Origin of the sequence: Paenibacillus artemisiicola (assembly GCF_017652985.1) — a bacterium.
Lineage (GTDB): Bacteria > Bacillota > Bacilli > Paenibacillales > Paenibacillaceae > Paenibacillus_Z > Paenibacillus_Z artemisiicola.
In genome coordinates, this window is sequence record NZ_JAGGDJ010000051.1 from 1 (window position 1) to 19,445 (window position 19,445).

Consider the following 19,445-nt stretch of genomic DNA (forward strand, 5'->3'; position numbering starts at 1 on the left):
TGGGCCGTGTCTCAGTCCCAGTGTGGCCGATCACCCTCTCAGGTCGGCTATGCATCGTCGCCTTGGTGAGCCGTTACCTCGCCAACTAGCTAATGCACCGCAGGCCCATCTGCAAGTGACAGCTTGCGCCGTCTTTCCCAGTCTCCCCATGCGAGGAAACTGCGTATCCGGTATTAGCATTCGTTTCCGAATGTTATCCCGGTCTTGCAGGCAGGTTGCCTACGTGTTACTCACCCGTCCGCCGCTAAGCTATCCCCGAAGGAATAACTCCGCTCGACTTGCATGTATTAGGCACGCCGCCAGCGTTCGTCCTGAGCCAGGATCAAACTCTCCATAAAAGCGGATTGGTTTGCGTGTACAACCGGAGGTTGGACATGCAGCATTCCGCTGAGATGAATTCGCTTGTTAGCTCATTCAAAAACTAGCTTGTTCAAACCTTTTGACAGGTCGCTCATTGTTCAGTTTTCAAGGAACAAAGTCGTTACATTCATCATCCGGCTCATGACCGGAATTAGAATATATCATATCTCGAAACCGTTTGGCAAGCCTTAATTTCGGGCTTGTTTCGTTTTCGATCACCGCACCGTTTCTCGTTCGTCCCGGCCGGAATTAGAATATACCACGAATAAAACAATGGATGCAACAGGTATTATTTTACACAAGAAAAACCGCCGCCAGCAGCCCTTCACTACGTTTGAACAATTATGATTAGAACGCCTCTATTCCGCTCCTCGAAAAGAAATATTTTCGTCAACACCTTGTCCTCCGGTTCACAAGGCAATGGCTTTGTGATAGAATGAAAGCGCTAACAAGTTCATCTTATGAAGGGGGAGCAATACATGATGAATGTAGTAGCGGAGGAACCGAGAAGCACGTACGAAAACTTCGAGGTCGAGAAGGACATTTACTACTTTAAAGTCGGCAAAGCCGGCCTGGTCAGCTTCCACGGTAGAAACTACAATATAAAAAAGAGCGTCCCTACCGAACAGCTGAACCGTTACATTTCTTCGGGCCAATTCGTGAAAGTCAGCTCAAACTGCTACGTGAACGCCGGAAAAGTGCTTTCCGTCACGGACGGCCTGATCTGCTTCGACCGAAGCTGTTCCGAGACCAAACAGGTGCATGTCCCGAAATGGAGACAGCACGGCGTAAAAAACTTGCTCTCGGCACGTAAACCCATGGCCATGTAGCCATCCCGAAGCCTTGGCGCGAAACGACAGACGTCTTTTCGAACCGAGGCTTTTTGATGCGCATAATGCCCTCCCATCCTACGCACAATACGCAACAGCTTCACGGAAGGAGGGATACACTTGGCCAAGCAGCAAGGACACGGACGTCAAAACACGACCACGCGCACTTCGGACAAAAAGAACAAAGGCGGCGGTTCCTCGGAGTAACGGCTTTAACGACGTATTCGGCTCAGACGCAACCGCAGAACCCCAAGCCCTCTCCTTAAAAAGAGGCGCGGCGGGGTTCTTTTTGCGGTATAATGAACGAAAAACGGGGCGAGGTGAGCGGGCATGCGCCTGCAATTCGATACCGAACGGCTGCTGCTGCGTCCGTTCGAGCCGCAAGACGCCGACGTCGTTCAGCGCTTAGCAGGCGAATACGCCGTGGCGAGCACGACCCTTTCGCTTCCGCATCCGTACCCTGACGGCGCCGCCGACACCTGGATCGCGTTCCGTTCCGACGCCGCCAAGCATGGGCACGGCTATACGTTCGCGATCGTCGTGCGGTCCGAAAGACGGCTGATCGGCTGTGTCAGCCTGAACCTCGCGTCCGAACATCGGCGCGCCGAACTCGGCTATTGGCTTGGCAGCGCCTTCTGGGGCAAGGGCTATGCGACCGAAGCCGCCAGCCGCGTCATCCGCTTCGGATTCGAGGAGCTGAACCTGAACCGTATCTGGGGCGCCGCCATGACGCGAAACCCGGCCTCCTCCGCCGTGCTCCGCAAGTCTGGCATGCGTCACGAAGGCATCATGAAGCAGCATATCCGGAAATGGGACCGGTTCGAAGACGTCGAATACTTCGGGATGACGAAATCCGACTTTACGCAATCTTCCTCTTCATTAGAAACGTAAAGAATGAACAAAGCTGGCGGGTTTCCCCGCCAGCTTTGTTCATTTCCGAAACGTCAGCGGCTGTAGCAGAAGCCGCATGCGGAGCGCCGACCACGCCGCAGCCAGCGCTTCCTGCAGCGCCCAAGCGGCATTGCCGGCCGCCATCACCGCCAAGCCGTGCTTATGCGTCAAGGTGACGCCCCAAATAAGCGGCTGCCCTTCCCGGATCGGGAAGCCGCCGAGCGCTTCGCGGACCGCCTCCGCTTCGGGCGTGCCGATCCGGTCGGAGAACGCGTAAAACACGCCGGCATGCGTCATGTCAGCCATGCAGCCGGGCGCAGCCAACTGTTGGCTCGCCGGCAAAATCCGCTGATGCTGCGCATAAATCAATTCGTTTCCATAGTATACGTTCAGCTTATTGCGAAATTCGCGATACGCGAATCGTTCGCCGCGAAGCGTGCGCCCCGGACAATAGACGTCCGCGCCCATCCATACGGCGCCGGGCGCAAGCCACACCTCCGTCTCGTTCACGAACGCCGCGTCGCGATACAGCATCGTCGGCTCCGGCATCCATTCCGCGACGGCTCCTGCGCCGAGCTCGAAAACTTGCTTCATCGACGAGCCGGACCGTTCATCGGGCGCAGGGTGCACCTTCGTGAAGGATTGGTTCGTCAGGCACACATGCGCGTCTTCCTCGATTTGCCATTGAAGCTCGTACCGGTCGCCGGCCAACAGACCGGGCGAGACGTCCATGACGATGACCCCGAGCGGTCCGCCCAGAGGGAACGTCTTGGCGATTTTGATCGGCGCCGTGTGGTACTTGGACGCGAGCACGGTTTGCGCATCCCGCTTCCGAAACGAAGCCCGCAGCTCCGAAACGCGCAGCGCCTCAGGCGTGACGATGTTCGGCTGCATCGTGTTCATGATCGTGGCGATGCGCGATGCCGCGCGCATGCGCGAGCTCATGCTCGAGCCAGGCCACGATTTGATCGACGTTCACGCCGCCGTACAGATTCGAAAACACGTACGGACGCCCGTCTCGCATTCGCTTCGTGTCCTCCTCCATTACCTGCAGGCTCGCGCCGACGTACGGCGCCAAATCGATTTTGTTCACGACGAGCAGGTCGGAGCGCATAATGCCCGGTCCGCCTTTGCGGGGAATCTTCTCCCCTTGGGCCACGTCGATAATATAGATGAAGCGGTCCACCAACTCGGGGCTGAACGCCGCCGCCAAATTGTCGCCGCCGCTCTCGATGAAGATCAGGTCCAGCCCGTCGAAACGGCTGGTCAGCTCGTCGATCGCCTCGAAGTTCATGGAGGCGTCTTCGCGGATCGCCGTATGCGGGCAGCCGCCCGTCTCCACGCCGATGATGCGCTCTTCCGGCAGCACGCCGGTCGCGGCCAGAATTCGCGCGTCTTCCTTCGTATAAATATCGTTCGTGATGACCGCGACGTTGTACTTGTCTTTGATCGCGCCCGCAAGCTTCTCGACCAGAGCGGTTTTGCCGGAGCCGACCGGGCCTCCGATGCCGATCCGGATCGGCCGCGACCGATCCGGCGCGGGTTGTTCCCATTCGCGGTGATGATGACCTTGTCCTTGACACATAAGGCATACCTCCTCGGATTTTAGAAAACCTGTTTCTATATAGAACGTCTTATTACCGGAACCTGAAATCGCCGTCCCGCAAATTCCGTAACGCTGCCTACGACATGAACAAGCGGGAGTAGAGCTGTTCGTGGCGCATCATCGCGATTTCGCCGAGCGGCATATTCGCATAGGCATCCTCCGGCCGAAGCGCGCTTGCGAACACCCAAGCCTCGACCGTCCGGGGCGCAAGCCGGGCGATCAGCTGCTGGCCCTCCGTCTGCCCGATGGACATCAGCCGGAGCGCGCTGTTCACGCCGGTCGCGATGCAGCCGTACAAATAGCCCTGCGCCGCTTGCGCGAGCGGAATGCCGAAGCGATGACAGGCGTAGCCGAACACGAGCGGATGCGACGCCAAACAATCGCCGCGCTTGGACGCCTCCGACAATGGCCGCCAATCGAGCCGCGGATGCATCGCGGCGAGCAGCCGTAGGAGCCGCCGGCCCATTTTCTCGATGCCGGTCCGGGTCTCGTCCGCCGTCCGCTGCACGTGCACGAGCCGCTCCACGTGCCAAAGCGACTGCCAATCTTCTGCCGGAACGTCGCGGTAAACCGCCTTGACGACCATCAGATCGGACGTCGACCAACTTTGCGTCAGCATGGCCGTCAGGTAGTCTTCCAGCTGCCGGCTCGTTCGAACCGCCCCCTCCTGCACGAGCGTCTCGAGCCCGAAGGAATGCGAGAATCCGCCGATCGGCAGCGCCGAATCCAACAGCTGCTGCAATGCGAGCCAAGGCACGATGCCCCCCGCCTCCGCCGCCGCTTCCCTTTCGACCGTCAGCGCCTTCTTCGCCTCTTCGTTCAAAACAGAAAATACCGCTGCGCCATCGGCAGTACCTCCGCGGGATCGCATGTAGCCGGCACGCCGTCGACCTTCACTTCGTACGTCTCGGGGTTGACCGCGATGACCGGCGTCGCGTCGTTGTGAATCATGTCTTTCTTCGTGACGGCGCGGCAGCCGCGCACCGGTTCGATGCGCTTCCGCAGCCCCAGCTCTTGCGCGATGCCGAGATCGTAAGCCGCCTGCGATACGAACGTGATGGAATTGCTCGCGACGGCCTTGCCGAAGCCCCCGAACATCATCCGGCCGAATACCGGCTGCGGCGTCGGAATCGACGCATTGGGGTCGCCCATCTGCGCATGGGCGATCGTGCCGCCCTTCAGCACGAGATCCGGCTTCACGCCGAAGAACATCGGGCTCCAAATCGCCAGATCGGCGAATTTGCCCGGCTCGATGGAACCGACCAGATGCGAGATGCCGTGCGTGATCGCGGGATTAATCGTGTATTTGGCGATATAGCGCTTAATGCGGAAGTTGTCCGCTTCGTCCGCGGCGTCCGGCGCGAGGGGGCCCCGCTGTTTCTTCATCTTATCCGCCGTCTGCCACGTCCGGATGATCACTTCGCCGACCCGCCCCATCGCCTGGGAATCGGAGCTCAGCATGCTGAAGACGCCCATGTCGTGCAAGATATCCTCGGCCGCGATCGTTTCCGGCCGGATGCGGGAATCCGCGAACGCGACGTCTTCGGGAATGCGGCTGTCCAAATGATGGCAGACCATCAGCATGTCCAGATGCTCTTCGATGGTGTTGACCGTAAACGGACGCGTCGGATTCGTGGAGGACGGCAGTACGTTGAGCTCGCCCGCCGCGCGGATGATGTCCGGGGCATGGCCGCCGCCGGCGCCTTCCGTATGGTACGTATGGATGGTCCGTCCCTTGATCGCGGCCAGCGTATCCTCCAGGAAGCCCGCTTCGTTCAGCGTGTCCGTATGAATGGCGACCTGCACGTCGTACCGGTCCGCCGCTTCCAAACACGCGTCGATCGCCGCCGGCGTCGTGCCCCAATCCTCGTGCAGCTTCAGTCCGATCGCTCCCGCTTCGATCTGTTCGACGAGCGGTCCGACGAACGAGGCATTCCCTTTGCCGGTGAAGCCGAGATTCATCGTGAACGCCTCCGCCGCCTCCAGCATGCGCCGCATATGCCACGCGCCGGGCGTGCAAGTCGTTGCGTTCGTGCCGGTCGCCGGGCCGGTCCCGCCGCCGATCATCGTCGTGATGCCGGAGGAGAGCGCCGTCTCGATCTGCTGCGGGCAGATAAAGTGAATATGCGCGTCGATGCCGCCGGCCGTCACGATTTTGCCTTCGCCGGCGATGACTTCCGTGCTGGCGCCCACGACCAGATTCGGCATGACGCCGTCCATGATGTCGGGATTGCCGGCTTTACCGATGCCGGCGATGACGCCGTCGCGAATGCCGATGTCCGCCTTCACGATGCCCCAATGGTCGATGACGATGGCATTCGTAATCAGCGTATCGAGCACGCCTTCGCCGCGCAGCGCGCCGCTTGATTGTCCCATGCCGTCGCGGATGACTTTGCCGCCTCCGAATTTGCATTCGTCACCATAAATCGTGTAATCCCGTTCGATCATCGCCCACAGCTCCGTATCCGCCAGCCGGACGGCATCGCCGGTCGTCGGGCCGAACATCGCCGCGTAGCTGCTCCGGTCCATGTTGCTCATGACGGATCTCCCTTCCAGGCCGCGAGGCGCTCGCGGACCTCTTCGGGAAGCGCGCCGCGGACGGCCGCTCCGTTCGTAAGCCCGTTCAAGCCGTAAGAACGCTTGCGGCCGCCGAGCTCGACGAGCCGCACGGGCTTCTCTTCCCCGGGCTCGAACCGAACCGCCGTGCCGGCGGGAATGTCAAGCCGCATGCCGAACGCCTCCTCGCGCGGGAACTCGAGCGCGCGGTTCACTTCGAAAAAATGAAAATGCGAGCCGACCTGAACAGGTCGGTCGCCCGTATTGACCACGACGATCTCCGTCGTCCCGCGGCCGGCATTCAATTCGATCTCGCCAGGCGCGGTGCGGTATTGCCCAGGTATCATTGGCGATCATCCTCTCTGTCGCTACTGAATGGGATGATGAATCGTAACCAGCTTCGTGCCGTCCGGGAATGTCGCTTCCACTTGCACCTCGTGAACCATTTCGGCAATGCCGGGCATCACCTGGCCGCGAGTCAGAATCGTCGTGCCGTATGCCATCAGCTCGGCGACCGTCCGGCCATCGCGGGCGCCCTCCAAAATCTCGGACGTAATGAGCGCAACGCTCTCCGGGTAGTTCAGTTTGACGCCGCGGGAAAGGCGCCTGCGGGCCAAATCGGCGGCGATCGTAATGAGAAGCTTCTCCTTCTCGCGCTCAGTCAGCTGCATGAACACACCTCTTCCTTCTATTTTAGGTTCATCCATATCTTGCGAAACGTGAACTAGGTGGCACCGCGATGAGAGTAATTCCGAGCGATGCCCTTCTATTATAACGGCCTGCCCCAGGCAAGTAAATGATTTGTGTTAAGTTTACTGACATACAATGAAAGATTATTCGATGATTTCGGACAATCGGTTAGTATCATGTCAGTTTATGTCGAATTGACCTTTCGAAAGCTGCGTATTAGACCCGATTTTCCCACCTTTTCGCGAGGGACCCGAAGGCTCGGAATGCTGGTCATTCCTAGTGCAATGTGATAGACTACTCAATAATATTGCACATTCAATTGGGAGGTACCGATATGGCTTCAAACAAGATGCGTTCCGACATGATCAAAAAAGGCTTTGACCGCGCTCCTCACCGCAGCTTGCTGCGTGCCGCCGGCGTCAAGGAAGAAGATTTCGGCAAACCGTTCATCGCGGTGTGCAACTCGTACATCGACATCATTCCCGGCCACGTTCACCTTCAAGAATTCGGTAAATTGGTAAAAGAAGCGATCCGCGAAGCCGGCGGCGTGCCATTCGAATTCAACACGATCGGCGTCGACGACGGCATCGCCATGGGCCACATCGGCATGCGCTACTCCCTGGCGAGCCGCGAGCTAATCGCGGACTCGGTCGAGACCGTCGTCAACGCGCACTGGTTTGACGGCATGGTCTGCATCCCGAACTGCGATAAGATCACGCCGGGCATGATCATGGGCGCGCTGCGCGTCAACATTCCGACGATCATGGTCAGCGGCGGCCCGATGAAAGCCGGCAAAACGTCCGACGGCCGTTCCATCTCGCTCTCCAGCGTCTTCGAAGGCGTCGGCGCCTACCAAGCCGGCAAGATCGACGAAGCCGGCCTGACCGAGCTCGAGCAATTCGGCTGCCCGACCTGCGGCTCGTGTTCCGGCATGTTCACGGCGAACTCCATGAACTGCCTCGCCGAAGGCCTCGGCCTCGCGCTGCCCGGGAATGGCACGATTCTCGCCGTCTCCCCGGAGCGCAAAGAATTCGTCAAGCAATCCGCTCGCCAGCTGATGAAATTGATTGAAATGGACCTCAAGCCTCGCGATATCGTGAAGCTGGAATCCATCGACAACGCCTTCGCCCTCGACATGGCGATGGGCGGCTCCACGAATACCGTGCTTCACACGCTCGCCATCGCGCATGAAGCCGGCATCGAATACCCGATCGAGCGCATCAACGAAGTCGCGGCGCGCGTGCCGCACCTCGCCAAGATCGCGCCGGCTTCCGATTATCACATCGAAGACGTGCACAATGCCGGCGGCGTCAGCGCCATCATCAACGAGCTCTTCAAGAAGGAAGGCGCCCTGAACGGCGACATGCTGACGGTCACGGGCAAAACGCTGCGCGAAAACGTTGCCGGACACGACATCAAAGACACGGACGTCCTTCACACGCTGGATAATCCGCACAGCCAACGCGGCGGCCTGGCCGTCCTGTTCGGCAACCTGGCGCCGCGCGGAGGAATCATCAAGGTCGGCGCGGTCGACAAATCCGTCGGCGGCTACCACAAAGGTCCTGCCATCTGCTTCGATTCCCAAGACGAAGCGCTTCACGGCATCGCCAACGGCAAGGTCAAAGAAGGCCATGTCGTCATCATCCGCTACGAAGGTCCGAAAGGCGGACCGGGCATGCCGGAAATGCTCGCGCCGACATCGCAAATCGTCGGCATGGGTCTCGGCGCGAAAGTCGGCCTCGTCACGGACGGCCGGTTCTCCGGCGCATCCCGCGGCATCAGCATCGGCCACGTATCCCCGGAAGCGGCCGAAGGCGGACCGATCGCGTTCGTCCATGACGGCGATATCGTCGAGCTCGATCTGAACAACAACCAAATGAACCTGTTGATCAGCGACGAGGAATTCGAAGCGCGCCGTGCCGCATGGCCGGGCTTCGAGCCCAAGATTAAAAAAGGCTACCTGGCCCGCTATTCCCATCTGGTCACGAACGCCAGCACGGGCGGCGTGCTCAAGTTCAACTAAAAAAACGCTCCGCTTGCCCTTCATTTCGGGGCTAACGTGAAACGAAAAGGATTCGCCCTGTGTATGACTGAATGTCAGTTCATCACGCAGGGCGAATTTTTTTATACGAGGAGGACGTACGCATATGTTCGGTAAAGTAGCCGCGGATCTACTGGGGTTAAGCGATCTTGGCGCCGTCATTAAACCGGAGAACTACGACAAGGTCGACGCAGACGATTATATTCTGCATGAAGATCAGGAGAAAATTTATTTCGTCATCAAGTCCAAGTCGGACGAATACTGCTTCACCAATCTGGCGCTCCTTCATCTGGACGGCGATAGCGCCATCAGCAAGAAGCGGATCCTGCATCGCTATGCGTACAGCACCTATAAGGTCGCGGACGTCACGCTCGAAACGGCCGGTACGGTCGATCTGGACGTCGAGATCAAATTCTCCCTCGGCGGCACGCCGTTCTCCATCGACGTCAGCAAAAAATACCTCGAGGACTTGAAGGATCTGTACAAAGCGCTGATCAAAATCGCCGAAATTACCCACGAGAACGAGATCTCGCTCAGTTTCGCGCGGCAGAGCCTCGATATGGCGACCGCGACCGTCAGTCAGATTCACAAGGCGGAAATCGACTTGTCCGAGCAATTCAAAGCTGTCAACCAGATCGCGTTCAACTGGTTGACCGATACGCAGAAACAGTTTAAATCCAAAGACTTCGGTACCGTGTTCGATCGTTATATGCATCATTAACACGTCATCGCGGCCCCTGGCTAAGAGAAGTCCCCCGTCAACACGAGCGGTCCATGCGGGCCGTTCGCGACGGCCGCGTCGGGTTCCAGCGAGATGGCGATCCGTTCGAAGCGCCCCGTGATGCCGTCGCAGCGCATAGCGCCTTCTCCCGCCTCCGTCGGGATCGTGCCGGCGCTGACGGAGACGCCGTCCTTCTGCAGCCAGACGCGGTAAGCTTCGTCCTTCTCGGGTTCAGGGAGCTTATCGGCTTGCACGACCAGATGGGCGCCGAACCCGTCGAAGATAACGACGGCATGCCCTTCGGCTCCGGCGGCGAAACCCGTCTCCGAAGCTTGAAGATCGACGATGCGCTCGAGGTAATACGGAACGGCGGGACTAGAACCGGTAGACGACAGTTCGTTCGTGTGAAAGGCCAGCAGCGCCGCGGCCGTGATCAGCAGCAGGCACACCGCGATCATGCCCCCGATGATCCGCGGCGAGCGCGCAAGCTCCTCCTCCGTCAAATCGTCGCGCAGAAGATGCGCGCGGACCCATGCCTTTAGCCCGGCCGTCGGCGCGCACGCGGCGGCTCCGGGCTCCGGGCAGTCGTCCGTGACGCTGGCGATGTCGGCCGCGAACTGCCGGCATTCGCCGCATCGCGTCAAGTGGTCCTCGAATGTCGACCGCATGGCTTCATCCAAACCGCCGAACATATAGGATGCGGCGCAGTCGCATAGATTGTCGGGTTCTTGGCTTGTTAGCCGCTTCATATCGGATATCCTTTCGCGAATAACGATTGGGTCTATTTTCATCTTACCCGCGAAAGGGAAAATTGCAATTTCAATTCATCGGCACGAATTGAGGTTGATTTTCAAAAAAAAATGCCGCTAGGGCGTAAACTCCCTTGCGGCATTTGAATTGTCGTACGCGACGGGCGGGAGGTCGTCCCCGCCGTGCAGGCTGTCCTCGTAGGTCTTGGACGACTGCCTGCGCGCAACGCTCGTTTCGTTCCGAACCTCGCTCCCGGCATGCTGCCAGAAGTGCTCCATGGACATGGCCATGATGCTCGGCGTCAGCTTGCTTCTCTGGTCGTGCAAGCGCTCCTTGCCCGAAGGGTTGAGCACCCGAAGCAGCAGCTTTAAGTATAGGCGGGTCGACGTATCGAAGAAGCCTTTCGGGATCGGCAGCACGTCGAAGCCGAACTGCTCCACGCCCCGGTTGATCATGCTGACGCCGTACACCCCTTTCGCCGGTTGGGCCGCTTCGTCGGCGGCCAGCTTGCGCGCAAGCTGCGGCATGCTCTTCTTGGCTTCGCGGAGCAGCATGACGGCCAGCTGCATCATCGACCGCGCTTCGGACATCAATTTCAGCAGCTTCTTGTTGTCCATGTGAAGCTCGACCACGGGATCCTTCGCGGCGATGGTGCTGCCGTCCGACAGCGTCAGCGTCTTGCCGTGATACGGCACGACCCGGTAAAAAAACAAACAGTCTTCGGCGACTTCCTTGACGCGGAACAGCACGTGGAACGCGTGCTCCCAACCCATCCAGCAGGCGACGGCGATCCGCTTCAGCCAGCCCATCGCCGCCGGTTTCTTCGCCTTCTTCTTGATCCGATCCGTCAAGGCGATCATGTCCGCGATATGCACGAACCGGTAACCCTTGGATTGCCCTGCGGCCAGAAACGGCTCCAACGCCGCCAGCATGTTCACGGGCGCATCCTTGTCCGCGCCGAACGTCGCGCCGCAATCGTGCAGCAAGAGCACTTCGCCCGGCCGAAGCTTCTTCATCATCCGCTTCAGCAGCCGCTCGGACCCTACGCGCCTGCGCCAATCGCCAAACAAGGCCGACCATAGTATAATTTGCAGGTGGCCCAAATTCGAAAAGTCGAAAAGGTTGACGATGCCCCATGGCGGGCGATAATATACGGATTGCGACCCGGTCGCTTGACGGATGATTTCGCACGTACGGTTGATCTGTTTTTTGACCGTACGCGGACGCATGAGCCAGTTCGTTTTGTGCACGTAATTATGAATGCCGATTACATGTCCTTCGTCATGCATCCGTTTCAGCAGCTCCGGATGTTTCTCCGCATGGATGCCCACGACGAAAAACGTCGCTTTGGCATCGTAGCGCTTCAAGAGATCAAGCAGCAAAGGCGTATAGACCGGATCGGGACCGTCGTCGAACGTAAGCGCGATTTCGCGCTCGGCCCGTCCCCGCTTGAATACGCGAAATCCGAACGTCCGGCTGACCAAACCGGGCAAAAATGCATAAAACGTCAAAAAATAAAAGCCCCACAGCAGGAAGTTTTCCATGTCTCGTTTTCCCACCACCCCTAGTTTCAATCGCTCGTTCGTCCATGGAAGAGGGAGTGCCATGTGCCCATTGCTTGATCGCTTCATCCATTGTACCATAGCCCCGCGGAAATCGGCTACGTAAGTTAAAGTAAACGTTAAGGCGGCGCGAAATCCATGCACTAAACATAGCGTTTTTAGGAAATAATGGTATTCTATATAAAAGAATCATAGAGTGAAAAGGAGCTTTGTCATGCTTTCTTTCTATCGTAAGTATTGGCGGACCGCGTTCGATATCGCGCTGATCGTCTTCACGGTCTGGCTCATCATGTTTCTGTTCAGTTATTTATACCGCATCGCGACGCCGATCTTTCTCTCGTTCCTGATTTATTTGTTTATCGAGCCGCCTGCCCGTTGGCTGACGCGACTCGGACTGAAGAAATCGATCGCCGCCGGCATCTCCGTCCTTCTGTTCACGCTCGTCATCGTCGCCGCGTTCGTCGGCGCCGGTTACGTGGTCACGACGCAGGTCACGGGGCTCGCGGACAAGCTTCCGACGTACCAGCGGCTGCTCGTCGACCAGTTCCAGTCGAATGCCGGCCTGCTGCAGGACAAGATCTCCGGCTTGCCGCCCGACGTCGTCGACAAGGCCGAGGAAGTCATCGGCTACGTCACCGATTGGGGCCAGCGGCTGGCCGTGAATTTCCTGCGCGCGCTCGGCGGTTACTTGATGTCGTTCTCCACGTTTATCATTAACTTCTCGATCGGGATTATTCTCGCCTATTTTCTCAGCTTGGAAATCACGGAGTGGAAGCGGCTTGCGAAGGAAAAGACGCCGAACACGTTCAAGCGCGCGTTTCAGTTTCTGCGCGAGAACGTCTTTGTCGGCATTGCGGGGTACTTGAAAGCGCAGGGCAAGCTGATCAGCATCACGTTCGCCGTGATATTCGTCGCGCTGCTGGCGCTCGGCGTGCAGAACGCCTTCTCGATCGCGCTCTTGTCCGCGTTCTTCGACGTGCTGCCGCTGCTCGGCGTGGGGACGGTCTTTATTCCGTGGATTATTTACCTCTTCATCGTGGGCCAGACGTCGCTCGCGATATGGCTGACCGTGCTGTTCCTGTTCGTCGTGCTCACGCGCCAAATCCTGGAGCCCAAAATCACGGGCGATACGCTCGGCGTCTCGGCGTTCACGATGCTCGCCTTCATGATCGTGTCGCTTTCGCTCTTCGGCATCTCAGGGGTCATCTTGTCGCCGATCCTCATGATTCTGCTGAAGGCGCTGTACGATCAGCGGTACTTCCACCGCTGGATTCATTCGCCGAAGGGCGAATTCGAGAACCCCACGAACCCGTACGAAGAGCCGGATTCCATCCGTTGATGGATCCGGCTTTTTCCTTTCATTGGCCGGGCGCCGCCAAAATGTCCATAACGCCCCGGAACAGCCGCGTCGCCTGATTGGGCGTGCGGACGCCGCGATTCTCGGCGAGCACAGCCACGGCGTAACGGGGCGAACGGACGGGACCGTACCCGACGAACCACTGATTGAGCCGTTCCGTCCCGCCCTGCATCACTTGCGCGGTGCCGGATTTCCCGGCGACGGGCCACCGGCCTTCGGCAATGCTTCGGCCGGTGCCGTAGGCGACGACCGCTTCCATGCCGCGCAGGATCGTCTCCGTCGTCTTCCGGCTCACTTGACCGTAGCGCGAGGGCCACGCTTGACGCGGTATTCTGGCCAGCAGCTGACCGGTGCCGTATCGGATTTCGCTCGCGAGCCGAGGCTCCTGCACCAGGCCGCCGTGCAGCAGCGTGACGACCAGGTTGGCCGCTTGCAGCGGCGACAGCCGCACGTCGCGCTGGCCGATCCCCGTCTGCGCCAGCTGCCCGCCGTCGCGGACGGTCGGCAAGGCGGCGAAGACATGGCCCCCTTCTTCCTCCGGCAAAAGCCTCAGCGGCTTGTCCAGCGGCGCGAAAGGCGCGGCGCTTGCCCACCCCACCTGCTCGCCGATGCCAAGCTTCTCGGCCGTGACATACAGTTGGCGCGCGTCCAACCGTTCCGCCAGCGTGGCGAACGCGACGTTGCATGAGCCGGCCAGCGCATCCTGCAGCGTGAGGTTGCCGTGGCCGCCGCGCTTCCAGCAGTGAAGCCCGTAACGGCCATAATCGCCCCCGCAGTGGAACAGCTCTCTTTCGTCGACGGCATGGGCTTCGAGCGCGGCGGCTTCCGTCACGAGCTTGAAGATCGAGCCCGGCGTCGCGGCCCGCACGGCGCGATTCACGTAGTCCTCCGTCCCGGCGCCGGCCCCCCGCCCAGGGGCGGTGCCCGTCCGGGAGATCATCGCGACGACGTCCGCGGTGTCCGCATCCAAGACCACGACCGCGCCTTCCCGCAAGCCTTCCTTGTCGACATAGGCTTCCAGCCGGTTCTGCACCGTTCGATCCAGCGTCGTTCGCACCTTTATCGGATAAAACGGATTCGTCGGTCGCTTCAGCCGCCACTCTAAGCCGTGCATGGGCTTGTCCGCGCCGTCGGTGAAATACGATACCGTGGTCGGTCCCGTTCCTTGCAGCAAGGCGTCCAGCGAGCGTTCGAGTCCCGCTCCGCCGGTCAGATCCGTCAGCTTCATCGTCCGCTCCCGCAGCCGAAGCGCGTAATCCAGCCGCAGCAGCTCGGGATGCTGGCTGACGTAACCGAGCGCGTGCTTGGCGCGGAAGCCGTCCGGATACCGGTTCCGGTACGGCAGGACGCGCACGCCGTTCAGCCGAAGCCTGCGCATGACCTCCACCTGCTTCGCCGTCAGTTTAAGGGGCCTGCCTGCTCCTTCCGCCCGCCAGAATGCCGGTTCTTTGAGCGACTTCATCCAGCGGTCCAGCCGTTCCTCCGGCACGCCGAGCGACGCGGCCAGGCGCGTCAAGTCCGCCGGGTCGCCGGCCGGCCGCGCCTTCGCCTGCATCGGAAACACCGCGAGCGCCTCGTACGTCTCTCCCGTCAAGGTCAATCCGTGCCGGTCCACGAAATCGCCGCGTCCGCTGTCGAGCACGAGTTCGCGTTCCCGCTGGGCGACGGATTCCGTCTTCCAATGCGAGCTTTCGGCGGACGCCGTTTTCGCCGGCGCCAGCTGCAGCCAGGCCAGCCGAAGCAACATGCCGGCCAACAGCAGACTCATGCCGAGCAGGGCGTGAAATACCCTGCGCTGCCTCTTTCTTCGCCATTCCTTGCTCATCCCGCCGTCCGCCTCCGCTATCGTTCATGCACTGCATTTGCCTTCCAGTATCTCCTTGCGGGCGGCCCTTCAGACCTGGAGGGCCGCTTGGCGGCACGACAAAAAACGCCTTGCGCGGCGCGGCGGAAAGCAAATATCCGCGGCGCCGTACAAGGCGTTCCGTCCATAAGCCGTCGCCTCTCTGCGAGCACGGCTGCCTTACAACCGGTTCTTCGATTCAATGCAGGCGAAGAAATCGAGCAAAAACCGCTGAAACGCTTTCGCCACAAGGGGGAGCTTCTCGTTGGAGCGGTAGATCAAGCCGATCGTCCGCGTGACGCGCGGCGAACGGACGCGCACCTTGGCCGGCTGCAGCTTGCCCGCCCCCTGCAGGGCCATTTCCGGCAGCAGGCTGACGCCCATGCCGGCGGCCACGAGGCCGCGGATCGTATCCGTCTCCTGCCCTTCGAACCCGATGCGCGGCGCGAATCCGGCTTCCCGGCATGCGTCCATCACGATCGGGCGCAGCGAATAGCCGTCGCTGAACAGCACGAACGTCTCGTCCTTCAGCTGGCTCAAATCGATCGCTTCCTCGCTCGACAGCGGATGGCCGGGCGGCAGGATGGCGAACAGCTCTTCCGTCAGCACCGTTTGCCCGGTCACGTGCGCGTGCTTCTCGGGATACGGTGAGACGAAGGCCAGATCCACGTCGCCCTTCATCACATCCTGAATCAGCGACGGATACATGCCTTGCCGGAAGCGAAAATTGACGTTCGGGTTCATTTTACGAAACGCCGCGACGACTTCCGGAATGAGCGAGATGCCCAAGCTGTGCGGGAAGCCGAGGCGAACTTCGCCCTTGTCGGGGTCCAGAAACTCCTGGATCTCCATGACAGCCCGTTCGAGATCCGCCAGAATGACCTCCGCGCGCTTCAGGAACAGCGATCCGACCGGCGTGAGCTGCAGATTGCGGCCCTTCTGCAGGAACAGCTTCGCCCCCAGCTCCTCCTCTAGCTGATGAATCTGCCGGCTGACGGCCGATTGGGCCACGTGCAGCTCCTCCGCCGCCTTCGTGACATGCTCGCGCTTGGCTACTTTGACGAAATAATACAATTGACGAAGCTCCATAACGTTCCTATCCCCCAAAAAAGCTTGGTTCGATCCCGCTGCCCGCGTCACCGCCGATAGGAGCGGTCCCGTCTCGCGATCAGGTACCAGTCGTAGGCATACGCGAGCGCGAACCCGGCCAGCAAGCCGCCGAAGTGCGCCCAGATGCCGATGTTCGGCACGATCAGCGTATAAATAACGCCGAAAATCAAAATCGTATACACCGTCTTGCGCGAGTTGGGATCCAGCGACCGCTTCATCAGCGCCAAAAAGAGATACGCGCCGAACACGCCGTAGATCGCGCCGGAAGCGCCGGCTCCGGCCGTCGTCGGATTCGCGATGACGCTGACCAAATTGCCGACGATGCCGCTAATTAAGTAGAACGCGGCGTACTTCCAATGGCCGAGCATCCGTTCGAGCGGAGGCGCGAAGACGAGAATGCTGAACAGGTTGTAAAAAATATGCGACAGACTGAGGTGCAGGAAGATGGCCGTCACATAGCGCCACGGTTCCTCCAACGAGAAGTAATTGTCGCCCGGGGAGCTGTAAAACAAACCCCAATTCAGCAGCCGGCCGTCCAACAGCAAGTGATCGGCCGCATACGCCAAAATATTGAGCAGCAGAATCGCGGACGTGACGGGATACATCCGCAAATAGCCTTGGAAGCTTTCGTAACGAAGAAAGATCATGGACGTCTCCTTTACGCATCCTTATTGGACAACCGTATTTCGTTATGCTTATAATGATTTTGGTAGAAACCAATTCCAATCGAGGAGGCTATTTCATAATGGCTCAAGAACGTGCAGGCGTTTCGACATTTAAAGGCAACCCGCTCACGCTGATCGGACCGGAACTCAAGGTCGGCGACCAAGCCCCTGATTTTCAACTGAACAAATCGCTCGTGGACGTCGTTTCCTTGAAGGACTATGCCGGCAAAGTAAAGCTCATCAGCGTCGTGCCTTCCATCGATACGGGCGTTTGCGACGCGCAGACCCGCCGCTTCAACGAAGAAGCAAGCAAATTCGGCGACAACGTCGTCATCCTGACGGTCAGCGCGGATCTTCCGTTTGCGCAAGCCCGCTGGTGCGGCGCCGCCGGCGTGGACCGCGTGGTTCTGCTCTCCGACTACAAGAACAACAACTTCGGCGAAGCTTACGGCGTATTGATCAAGGAATTCGCGCTCGACATGCGCGCCATCTTCGTCATCGACGCCAACGATAAGATCCAATACATCGAAGTGCTTAGCGAAATGACGGAACACCCGAACTACGAAAACGCGCTGAACGCGCTGCAAGCACTCGTATAAGCCATTCGGGCGGAATCATCAGAAAAGCGAGGACAGGGATTCCCTTCCTCGCTTTTTCCCGTTTATTTATATGCTGGATGTTTTGTATTGAGCCAGCTTCTTATCGAGCGTTCGGTAAATATCGAGAATCGTACGGTAATTAGACCCTAGGTCGCCAAAGGAGCCGCGCGACGCGGAATAGATGTCGACCGCGGACGTCACGGGATTGATGTTGATGACGGATACGGTAATATCCATCGTTCGGCCGGTCATCGTGCGCTTCTCCAGCACGATTTCGCCGACGGACTGTACTTCGTGCAGCAGCCGGTAGCCTTGCATTTTTTTGAGTGTGGAGACGACTTCTTCCCACGCTTTTTCTCGAGATAGCTTGTAATAATGGGATTTCAGCAACGGATCTTTCGCTTTATCGCCAGTCAGTTCGTGACTGCGCAGCAACCCGATAAGGGTCCGCTTCAACAAAGGCAATCTCCCCCTCCAACGTCTTCTATGTACGCTAAGAGCTATCATAGCACAATTTGCGACATAAAAAAAAGGGGTTGCCCCCTTTTCGTTTCGTGAGTAACCCGCCATGCCGTCCGGCTAGCTTGTTTCTGAACCCGCTCTCGCAGGTGGGTGGCCGCAGAAACGTTTTTGAGATCCCCTTTCGAGGGCTTGTCAGCCGCGTTTCGATATTAGTCTCCCTAAAAACAGCCATTGGTTCAAAACAAGTGTATAGCCGTAACGCACATCGCAGGATGTATTGCTATTATAGACCGTTCCGGCGCAAAAGTAAACGTGACGCGCGCCGTTATTTAATGGTCGTGCGGCCATCCTCCGTGTTCGGCAGCATGATGGCCGCGTCTTCCTCCAGCCGTTTGCGTTCTTCCTCGGCTTCTGCCTCCGCCGCTTTCTCCGCTTGCATTTGCAGCTTCGTGTAGATGCCGTAGAAGTTCCAGAACGCGATGACGCCCACGAGGCTCATCGTGAAGAACGGAACCAGGAACATCAATTTCGGCGAGCTGAAGCTGATGAAGAGCACGACCCCGCACATGACGACCGTCGAAAGCGAGCGAAGCGGGCGCCCGATCGTGATGAGCAGCGCGTTCTTCAGCAGCTGGAGCGTCTTCATGTGATAGTGCACCAGCATCGAGAAGAAGTTGAGCAGCGACACGCCGACCAGGACGATCAGCGCCACGAACAAATACGAGACGATGCCCATCGATCCGAGCTTGACGAGATAGACCCGGAAGTCCACGATCAGAATCGCGAACAGCACGGCATACAGGATGCCGCCGAGCATGGCTTGGACATAGCTCTCTTTATAATTTTTGAAGAAAGTCCGCAGGAGCGGCGCGTCGACTTCGCCCATCACCCATTTGCGCGCGACGCCGAACAGCGCGGCCGTTGCCGGAAAGAGCGTGAACGGCGCGATAACCGCCGCGATAATGAGATTGGATGTAACCTGGTCGGTCGTTTCCGCGAACAGGATCGGAAGCAACACGAACACGAACGGAATCGAGCAGATGAGCCACAGGATATTCGTGACCGATAATCGCATGATCCACTCTGAAATTTTGTAAAACCCGCCCATCATGCCTTTCATTTCCATGACTGCCGAATCCTCCTAGCAAGCGATTTCATTTCGTCCTACGATAACTATAATATAGGCGGCCGGATAAAGCCAACGTCCATTTTCGGGAATCCGCGCCGCGTACCGCAGTTATGGCTATATCCCTTCATACGTGCCTGCGCCGCGTCCGTTCCGCTCGCTCTCTAGACCGCTCAGCTTGCCGCTGACGGCATTTCCGCCGATCGGTCGGGTCATCCCCGCGATTGCGCGCAAAGAGTCGTCGAACGCCGTATCGGCGCCGAGGATCCGGTTAAA

The 19,445-nt window shown here is 59.0% G+C and carries 19 protein-coding genes, 1 rRNA gene and 1 other RNA gene; 6 read left to right on the forward strand and 15 right to left on the reverse strand.

The annotated features are described in order from the left end of the window. A 16S ribosomal RNA gene (locus I8J29_RS28980) occupies positions 1-338 on the reverse strand; the annotation flags it as partial. Positions 339-839: 501 nt separating this feature from the next. Here I8J29_RS28980 and I8J29_RS28985 point away from each other — a divergent pair. After that, positions 840-1,190: a hypothetical protein gene (locus tag I8J29_RS28985; protein ID WP_208850812.1), complete on the forward strand. Its 351-nt coding sequence runs from the start codon at positions 840-842 to the stop codon at positions 1,188-1,190. A 330-nt stretch (positions 1,191-1,520) separates the two neighbouring features. After that, on the forward strand, positions 1,521-2,081 hold the full coding sequence (locus I8J29_RS28990; protein ID WP_208850813.1) for a GNAT family N-acetyltransferase: 561 nt from the start codon (positions 1,521-1,523) through the stop codon (positions 2,079-2,081). A 39-nt stretch (positions 2,082-2,120) separates the two neighbouring features. Here the strand turns inward: I8J29_RS28990 and I8J29_RS28995 are convergent, their stop codons facing one another. From I8J29_RS28995 to I8J29_RS29020, 6 genes are all read right to left on the reverse strand, one after another. Next, a complete protein-coding gene (locus I8J29_RS28995) occupies positions 2,121-3,014 on the reverse strand; it encodes an urease accessory protein UreD (protein ID WP_240546565.1) in 894 nt (297 codons plus the stop codon). After that, positions 2,950-3,666, reverse strand: coding sequence for an urease accessory protein UreG (gene ureG, locus I8J29_RS29000; RefSeq protein WP_208850814.1), 717 nt, complete (start codon positions 3,664-3,666; stop codon positions 2,950-2,952). Before ureG ends, I8J29_RS28995 begins: the two co-directional genes overlap by 65 nt. 97 nt (positions 3,667-3,763) lie before the next feature. After that, complete coding sequence (locus tag I8J29_RS29005; protein ID WP_240546566.1) at positions 3,764-4,510, reverse strand: urease accessory protein UreF; 747 nt, start codon at positions 4,508-4,510, stop codon at positions 3,764-3,766. After that, on the reverse strand, positions 4,507-6,225 hold the full coding sequence (gene ureC, locus I8J29_RS29010; protein WP_208850816.1) for an urease subunit alpha: 1,719 nt from the start codon (positions 6,223-6,225) through the stop codon (positions 4,507-4,509). The genes I8J29_RS29005 and ureC overlap by 4 nt, the downstream gene beginning before the upstream one ends. Further along, positions 6,222-6,590: an urease subunit beta gene (ureB, locus tag I8J29_RS29015; protein WP_208850817.1), complete on the reverse strand. Its 369-nt coding sequence runs from the start codon at positions 6,588-6,590 to the stop codon at positions 6,222-6,224. The genes ureC and ureB overlap by 4 nt, the downstream gene beginning before the upstream one ends. A gap of 21 nt (positions 6,591-6,611) precedes the next feature. After that, entirely contained in the window at positions 6,612-6,914 is a 303-nt protein-coding gene (locus I8J29_RS29020; protein WP_208850818.1) for an urease subunit gamma, read from the reverse strand. Between the two features lie 353 nt (positions 6,915-7,267). Between I8J29_RS29020 and ilvD the strand changes: the two genes are divergently transcribed. Together ilvD and I8J29_RS29030 are read left to right on the forward strand one after the other, a co-directional pair. Continuing rightward, positions 7,268-8,956: a dihydroxy-acid dehydratase gene (gene ilvD, locus I8J29_RS29025; protein ID WP_208850819.1), complete on the forward strand. Its 1,689-nt coding sequence runs from the start codon at positions 7,268-7,270 to the stop codon at positions 8,954-8,956. Between the two features lie 124 nt (positions 8,957-9,080). After that, a complete protein-coding gene (locus I8J29_RS29030) occupies positions 9,081-9,695 on the forward strand; it encodes a PH domain-containing protein (protein WP_208850820.1) in 615 nt (204 codons plus the stop codon). Between the two features lie 20 nt (positions 9,696-9,715). On the opposite strand, the gene I8J29_RS29035 is transcribed toward I8J29_RS29030, so the two are convergent. Next, the gene (locus I8J29_RS29035) at positions 9,716-10,363 is read right to left on the reverse strand and encodes an anti-sigma factor domain-containing protein (RefSeq protein ID WP_208850821.1); all 648 of its coding nucleotides are present in this window, start codon (positions 10,361-10,363) and stop codon (positions 9,716-9,718) included. Between the two features lie 198 nt (positions 10,364-10,561). Next, positions 10,562-11,989 (reverse strand): polysaccharide deacetylase family protein, encoded by a 1,428-nt coding sequence (locus I8J29_RS29040; RefSeq protein WP_208850822.1) that lies wholly within the window; start codon positions 11,987-11,989, stop codon positions 10,562-10,564. A gap of 232 nt (positions 11,990-12,221) precedes the next feature. Here I8J29_RS29040 and I8J29_RS29045 point away from each other — a divergent pair, with 232 nt between their 5' ends. Then, positions 12,222-13,346, forward strand: coding sequence for an AI-2E family transporter (locus tag I8J29_RS29045; protein WP_208850823.1), 1,125 nt, complete (start codon positions 12,222-12,224; stop codon positions 13,344-13,346). 19 nt (positions 13,347-13,365) lie between these two features. On the opposite strand, the gene I8J29_RS29050 is transcribed toward I8J29_RS29045, so the two are convergent. The 3 genes from I8J29_RS29050 to I8J29_RS29060 all read right to left on the reverse strand — a co-directional run bounded on the left by I8J29_RS29050 (position 13,366) and on the right by I8J29_RS29060 (position 16,964). Further along, positions 13,366-15,189 carry a peptidoglycan D,D-transpeptidase FtsI family protein gene (locus tag I8J29_RS29050; protein WP_208850824.1) on the reverse strand — a complete coding sequence of 608 codons (1,824 nt, stop codon included), beginning with the start codon at positions 15,187-15,189 and terminating at the stop codon, positions 13,366-13,368. A 198-nt stretch (positions 15,190-15,387) separates the two neighbouring features. Then, the gene (gene gltC / locus I8J29_RS29055; protein ID WP_208850825.1) at positions 15,388-16,296 is read right to left on the reverse strand and encodes a glutamate biosynthesis transcriptional regulator GltC; all 909 of its coding nucleotides are present in this window, start codon (positions 16,294-16,296) and stop codon (positions 15,388-15,390) included. A gap of 47 nt (positions 16,297-16,343) precedes the next feature. Continuing rightward, positions 16,344-16,964: a rhomboid family intramembrane serine protease gene (locus I8J29_RS29060; protein WP_208850826.1), complete on the reverse strand. Its 621-nt coding sequence runs from the start codon at positions 16,962-16,964 to the stop codon at positions 16,344-16,346. A gap of 98 nt (positions 16,965-17,062) precedes the next feature. On the opposite strand from I8J29_RS29060, the gene tpx reads away from it, so the two are divergent. After that, complete coding sequence (gene tpx / locus I8J29_RS29065) at positions 17,063-17,581, forward strand: thiol peroxidase (RefSeq protein ID WP_090640955.1); 519 nt, start codon at positions 17,063-17,065, stop codon at positions 17,579-17,581. 66 nt (positions 17,582-17,647) lie between these two features. Here the strand turns inward: tpx and I8J29_RS29070 are convergent, their stop codons facing one another. The 3 genes from I8J29_RS29070 to I8J29_RS29080 all read right to left on the reverse strand — a co-directional run bounded on the left by I8J29_RS29070 (position 17,648) and on the right by I8J29_RS29080 (position 19,169). Then, the gene (locus tag I8J29_RS29070; RefSeq protein WP_090640953.1) at positions 17,648-18,040 is read right to left on the reverse strand and encodes a DUF1499 domain-containing protein; all 393 of its coding nucleotides are present in this window, start codon (positions 18,038-18,040) and stop codon (positions 17,648-17,650) included. A 97-nt stretch (positions 18,041-18,137) separates the two neighbouring features. Next, a non-coding RNA gene (ssrS, locus tag I8J29_RS29075) (6S RNA) lies at positions 18,138-18,320 on the reverse strand. A gap of 48 nt (positions 18,321-18,368) precedes the next feature. After that, the gene (locus I8J29_RS29080; protein ID WP_208850827.1) at positions 18,369-19,169 is read right to left on the reverse strand and encodes a YesL family protein; all 801 of its coding nucleotides are present in this window, start codon (positions 19,167-19,169) and stop codon (positions 18,369-18,371) included. Positions 19,170-19,445: the final 276 nt, after the last annotated feature.

What these genes read in the sequence shown, in the direction of transcription:
- I8J29_RS28985 (WP_208850812.1), top strand. Translation starts at nt 840, where the DNA reads ATGATGAATGTAGTAGCGGAGGAACCGAGAAGCACGTACGAAAACTTC.
- I8J29_RS28990 (WP_208850813.1), top strand. Translation starts at nt 1,521, where the DNA reads ATGCGCCTGCAATTCGATACCGAACGGCTGCTGCTGCGTCCGTTCGAG.
- I8J29_RS28995 (WP_240546565.1), bottom strand. Translation starts at nt 3,014, where the DNA reads ATGCGCGCGGCATCGCGCATCGCCACGATCATGAACACGATGCAGCCG.
- ureG (WP_208850814.1), bottom strand. Translation starts at nt 3,666, where the DNA reads ATGTGTCAAGGACAAGGTCATCATCACCGCGAATGGGAACAACCCGCG.
- ureC (WP_208850816.1), bottom strand. Translation starts at nt 6,225, where the DNA reads ATGAGCAACATGGACCGGAGCAGCTACGCGGCGATGTTCGGCCCGACG.
- ureB (WP_208850817.1), bottom strand. Translation starts at nt 6,590, where the DNA reads ATGATACCTGGGCAATACCGCACCGCGCCTGGCGAGATCGAATTGAAT.
- I8J29_RS29020 (WP_208850818.1), bottom strand. Translation starts at nt 6,914, where the DNA reads ATGCAGCTGACTGAGCGCGAGAAGGAGAAGCTTCTCATTACGATCGCC.
- ilvD (WP_208850819.1), top strand. Translation starts at nt 7,268, where the DNA reads ATGGCTTCAAACAAGATGCGTTCCGACATGATCAAAAAAGGCTTTGAC.
- I8J29_RS29030 (WP_208850820.1), top strand. Translation starts at nt 9,081, where the DNA reads ATGTTCGGTAAAGTAGCCGCGGATCTACTGGGGTTAAGCGATCTTGGC.
- I8J29_RS29035 (WP_208850821.1), bottom strand. Translation starts at nt 10,363, where the DNA reads ATGCGGTCGACATTCGAGGACCACTTGACGCGATGCGGCGAATGCCGG.
- I8J29_RS29040 (WP_208850822.1), bottom strand. Translation starts at nt 11,989, where the DNA reads ATGGAAAACTTCCTGCTGTGGGGCTTTTATTTTTTGACGTTTTATGCA.
- I8J29_RS29045 (WP_208850823.1), top strand. Translation starts at nt 12,222, where the DNA reads ATGCTTTCTTTCTATCGTAAGTATTGGCGGACCGCGTTCGATATCGCG.
- I8J29_RS29050 (WP_208850824.1), bottom strand. Translation starts at nt 15,189, where the DNA reads ATGAGCAAGGAATGGCGAAGAAAGAGGCAGCGCAGGGTATTTCACGCC.
- gltC (WP_208850825.1), bottom strand. Translation starts at nt 16,296, where the DNA reads ATGGAGCTTCGTCAATTGTATTATTTCGTCAAAGTAGCCAAGCGCGAG.
- I8J29_RS29060 (WP_208850826.1), bottom strand. Translation starts at nt 16,964, where the DNA reads ATGATCTTTCTTCGTTACGAAAGCTTCCAAGGCTATTTGCGGATGTAT.
- tpx (WP_090640955.1), top strand. Translation starts at nt 17,063, where the DNA reads ATGGCTCAAGAACGTGCAGGCGTTTCGACATTTAAAGGCAACCCGCTC.
- I8J29_RS29080 (WP_208850827.1), bottom strand. Translation starts at nt 19,169, where the DNA reads ATGGAAATGAAAGGCATGATGGGCGGGTTTTACAAAATTTCAGAGTGG.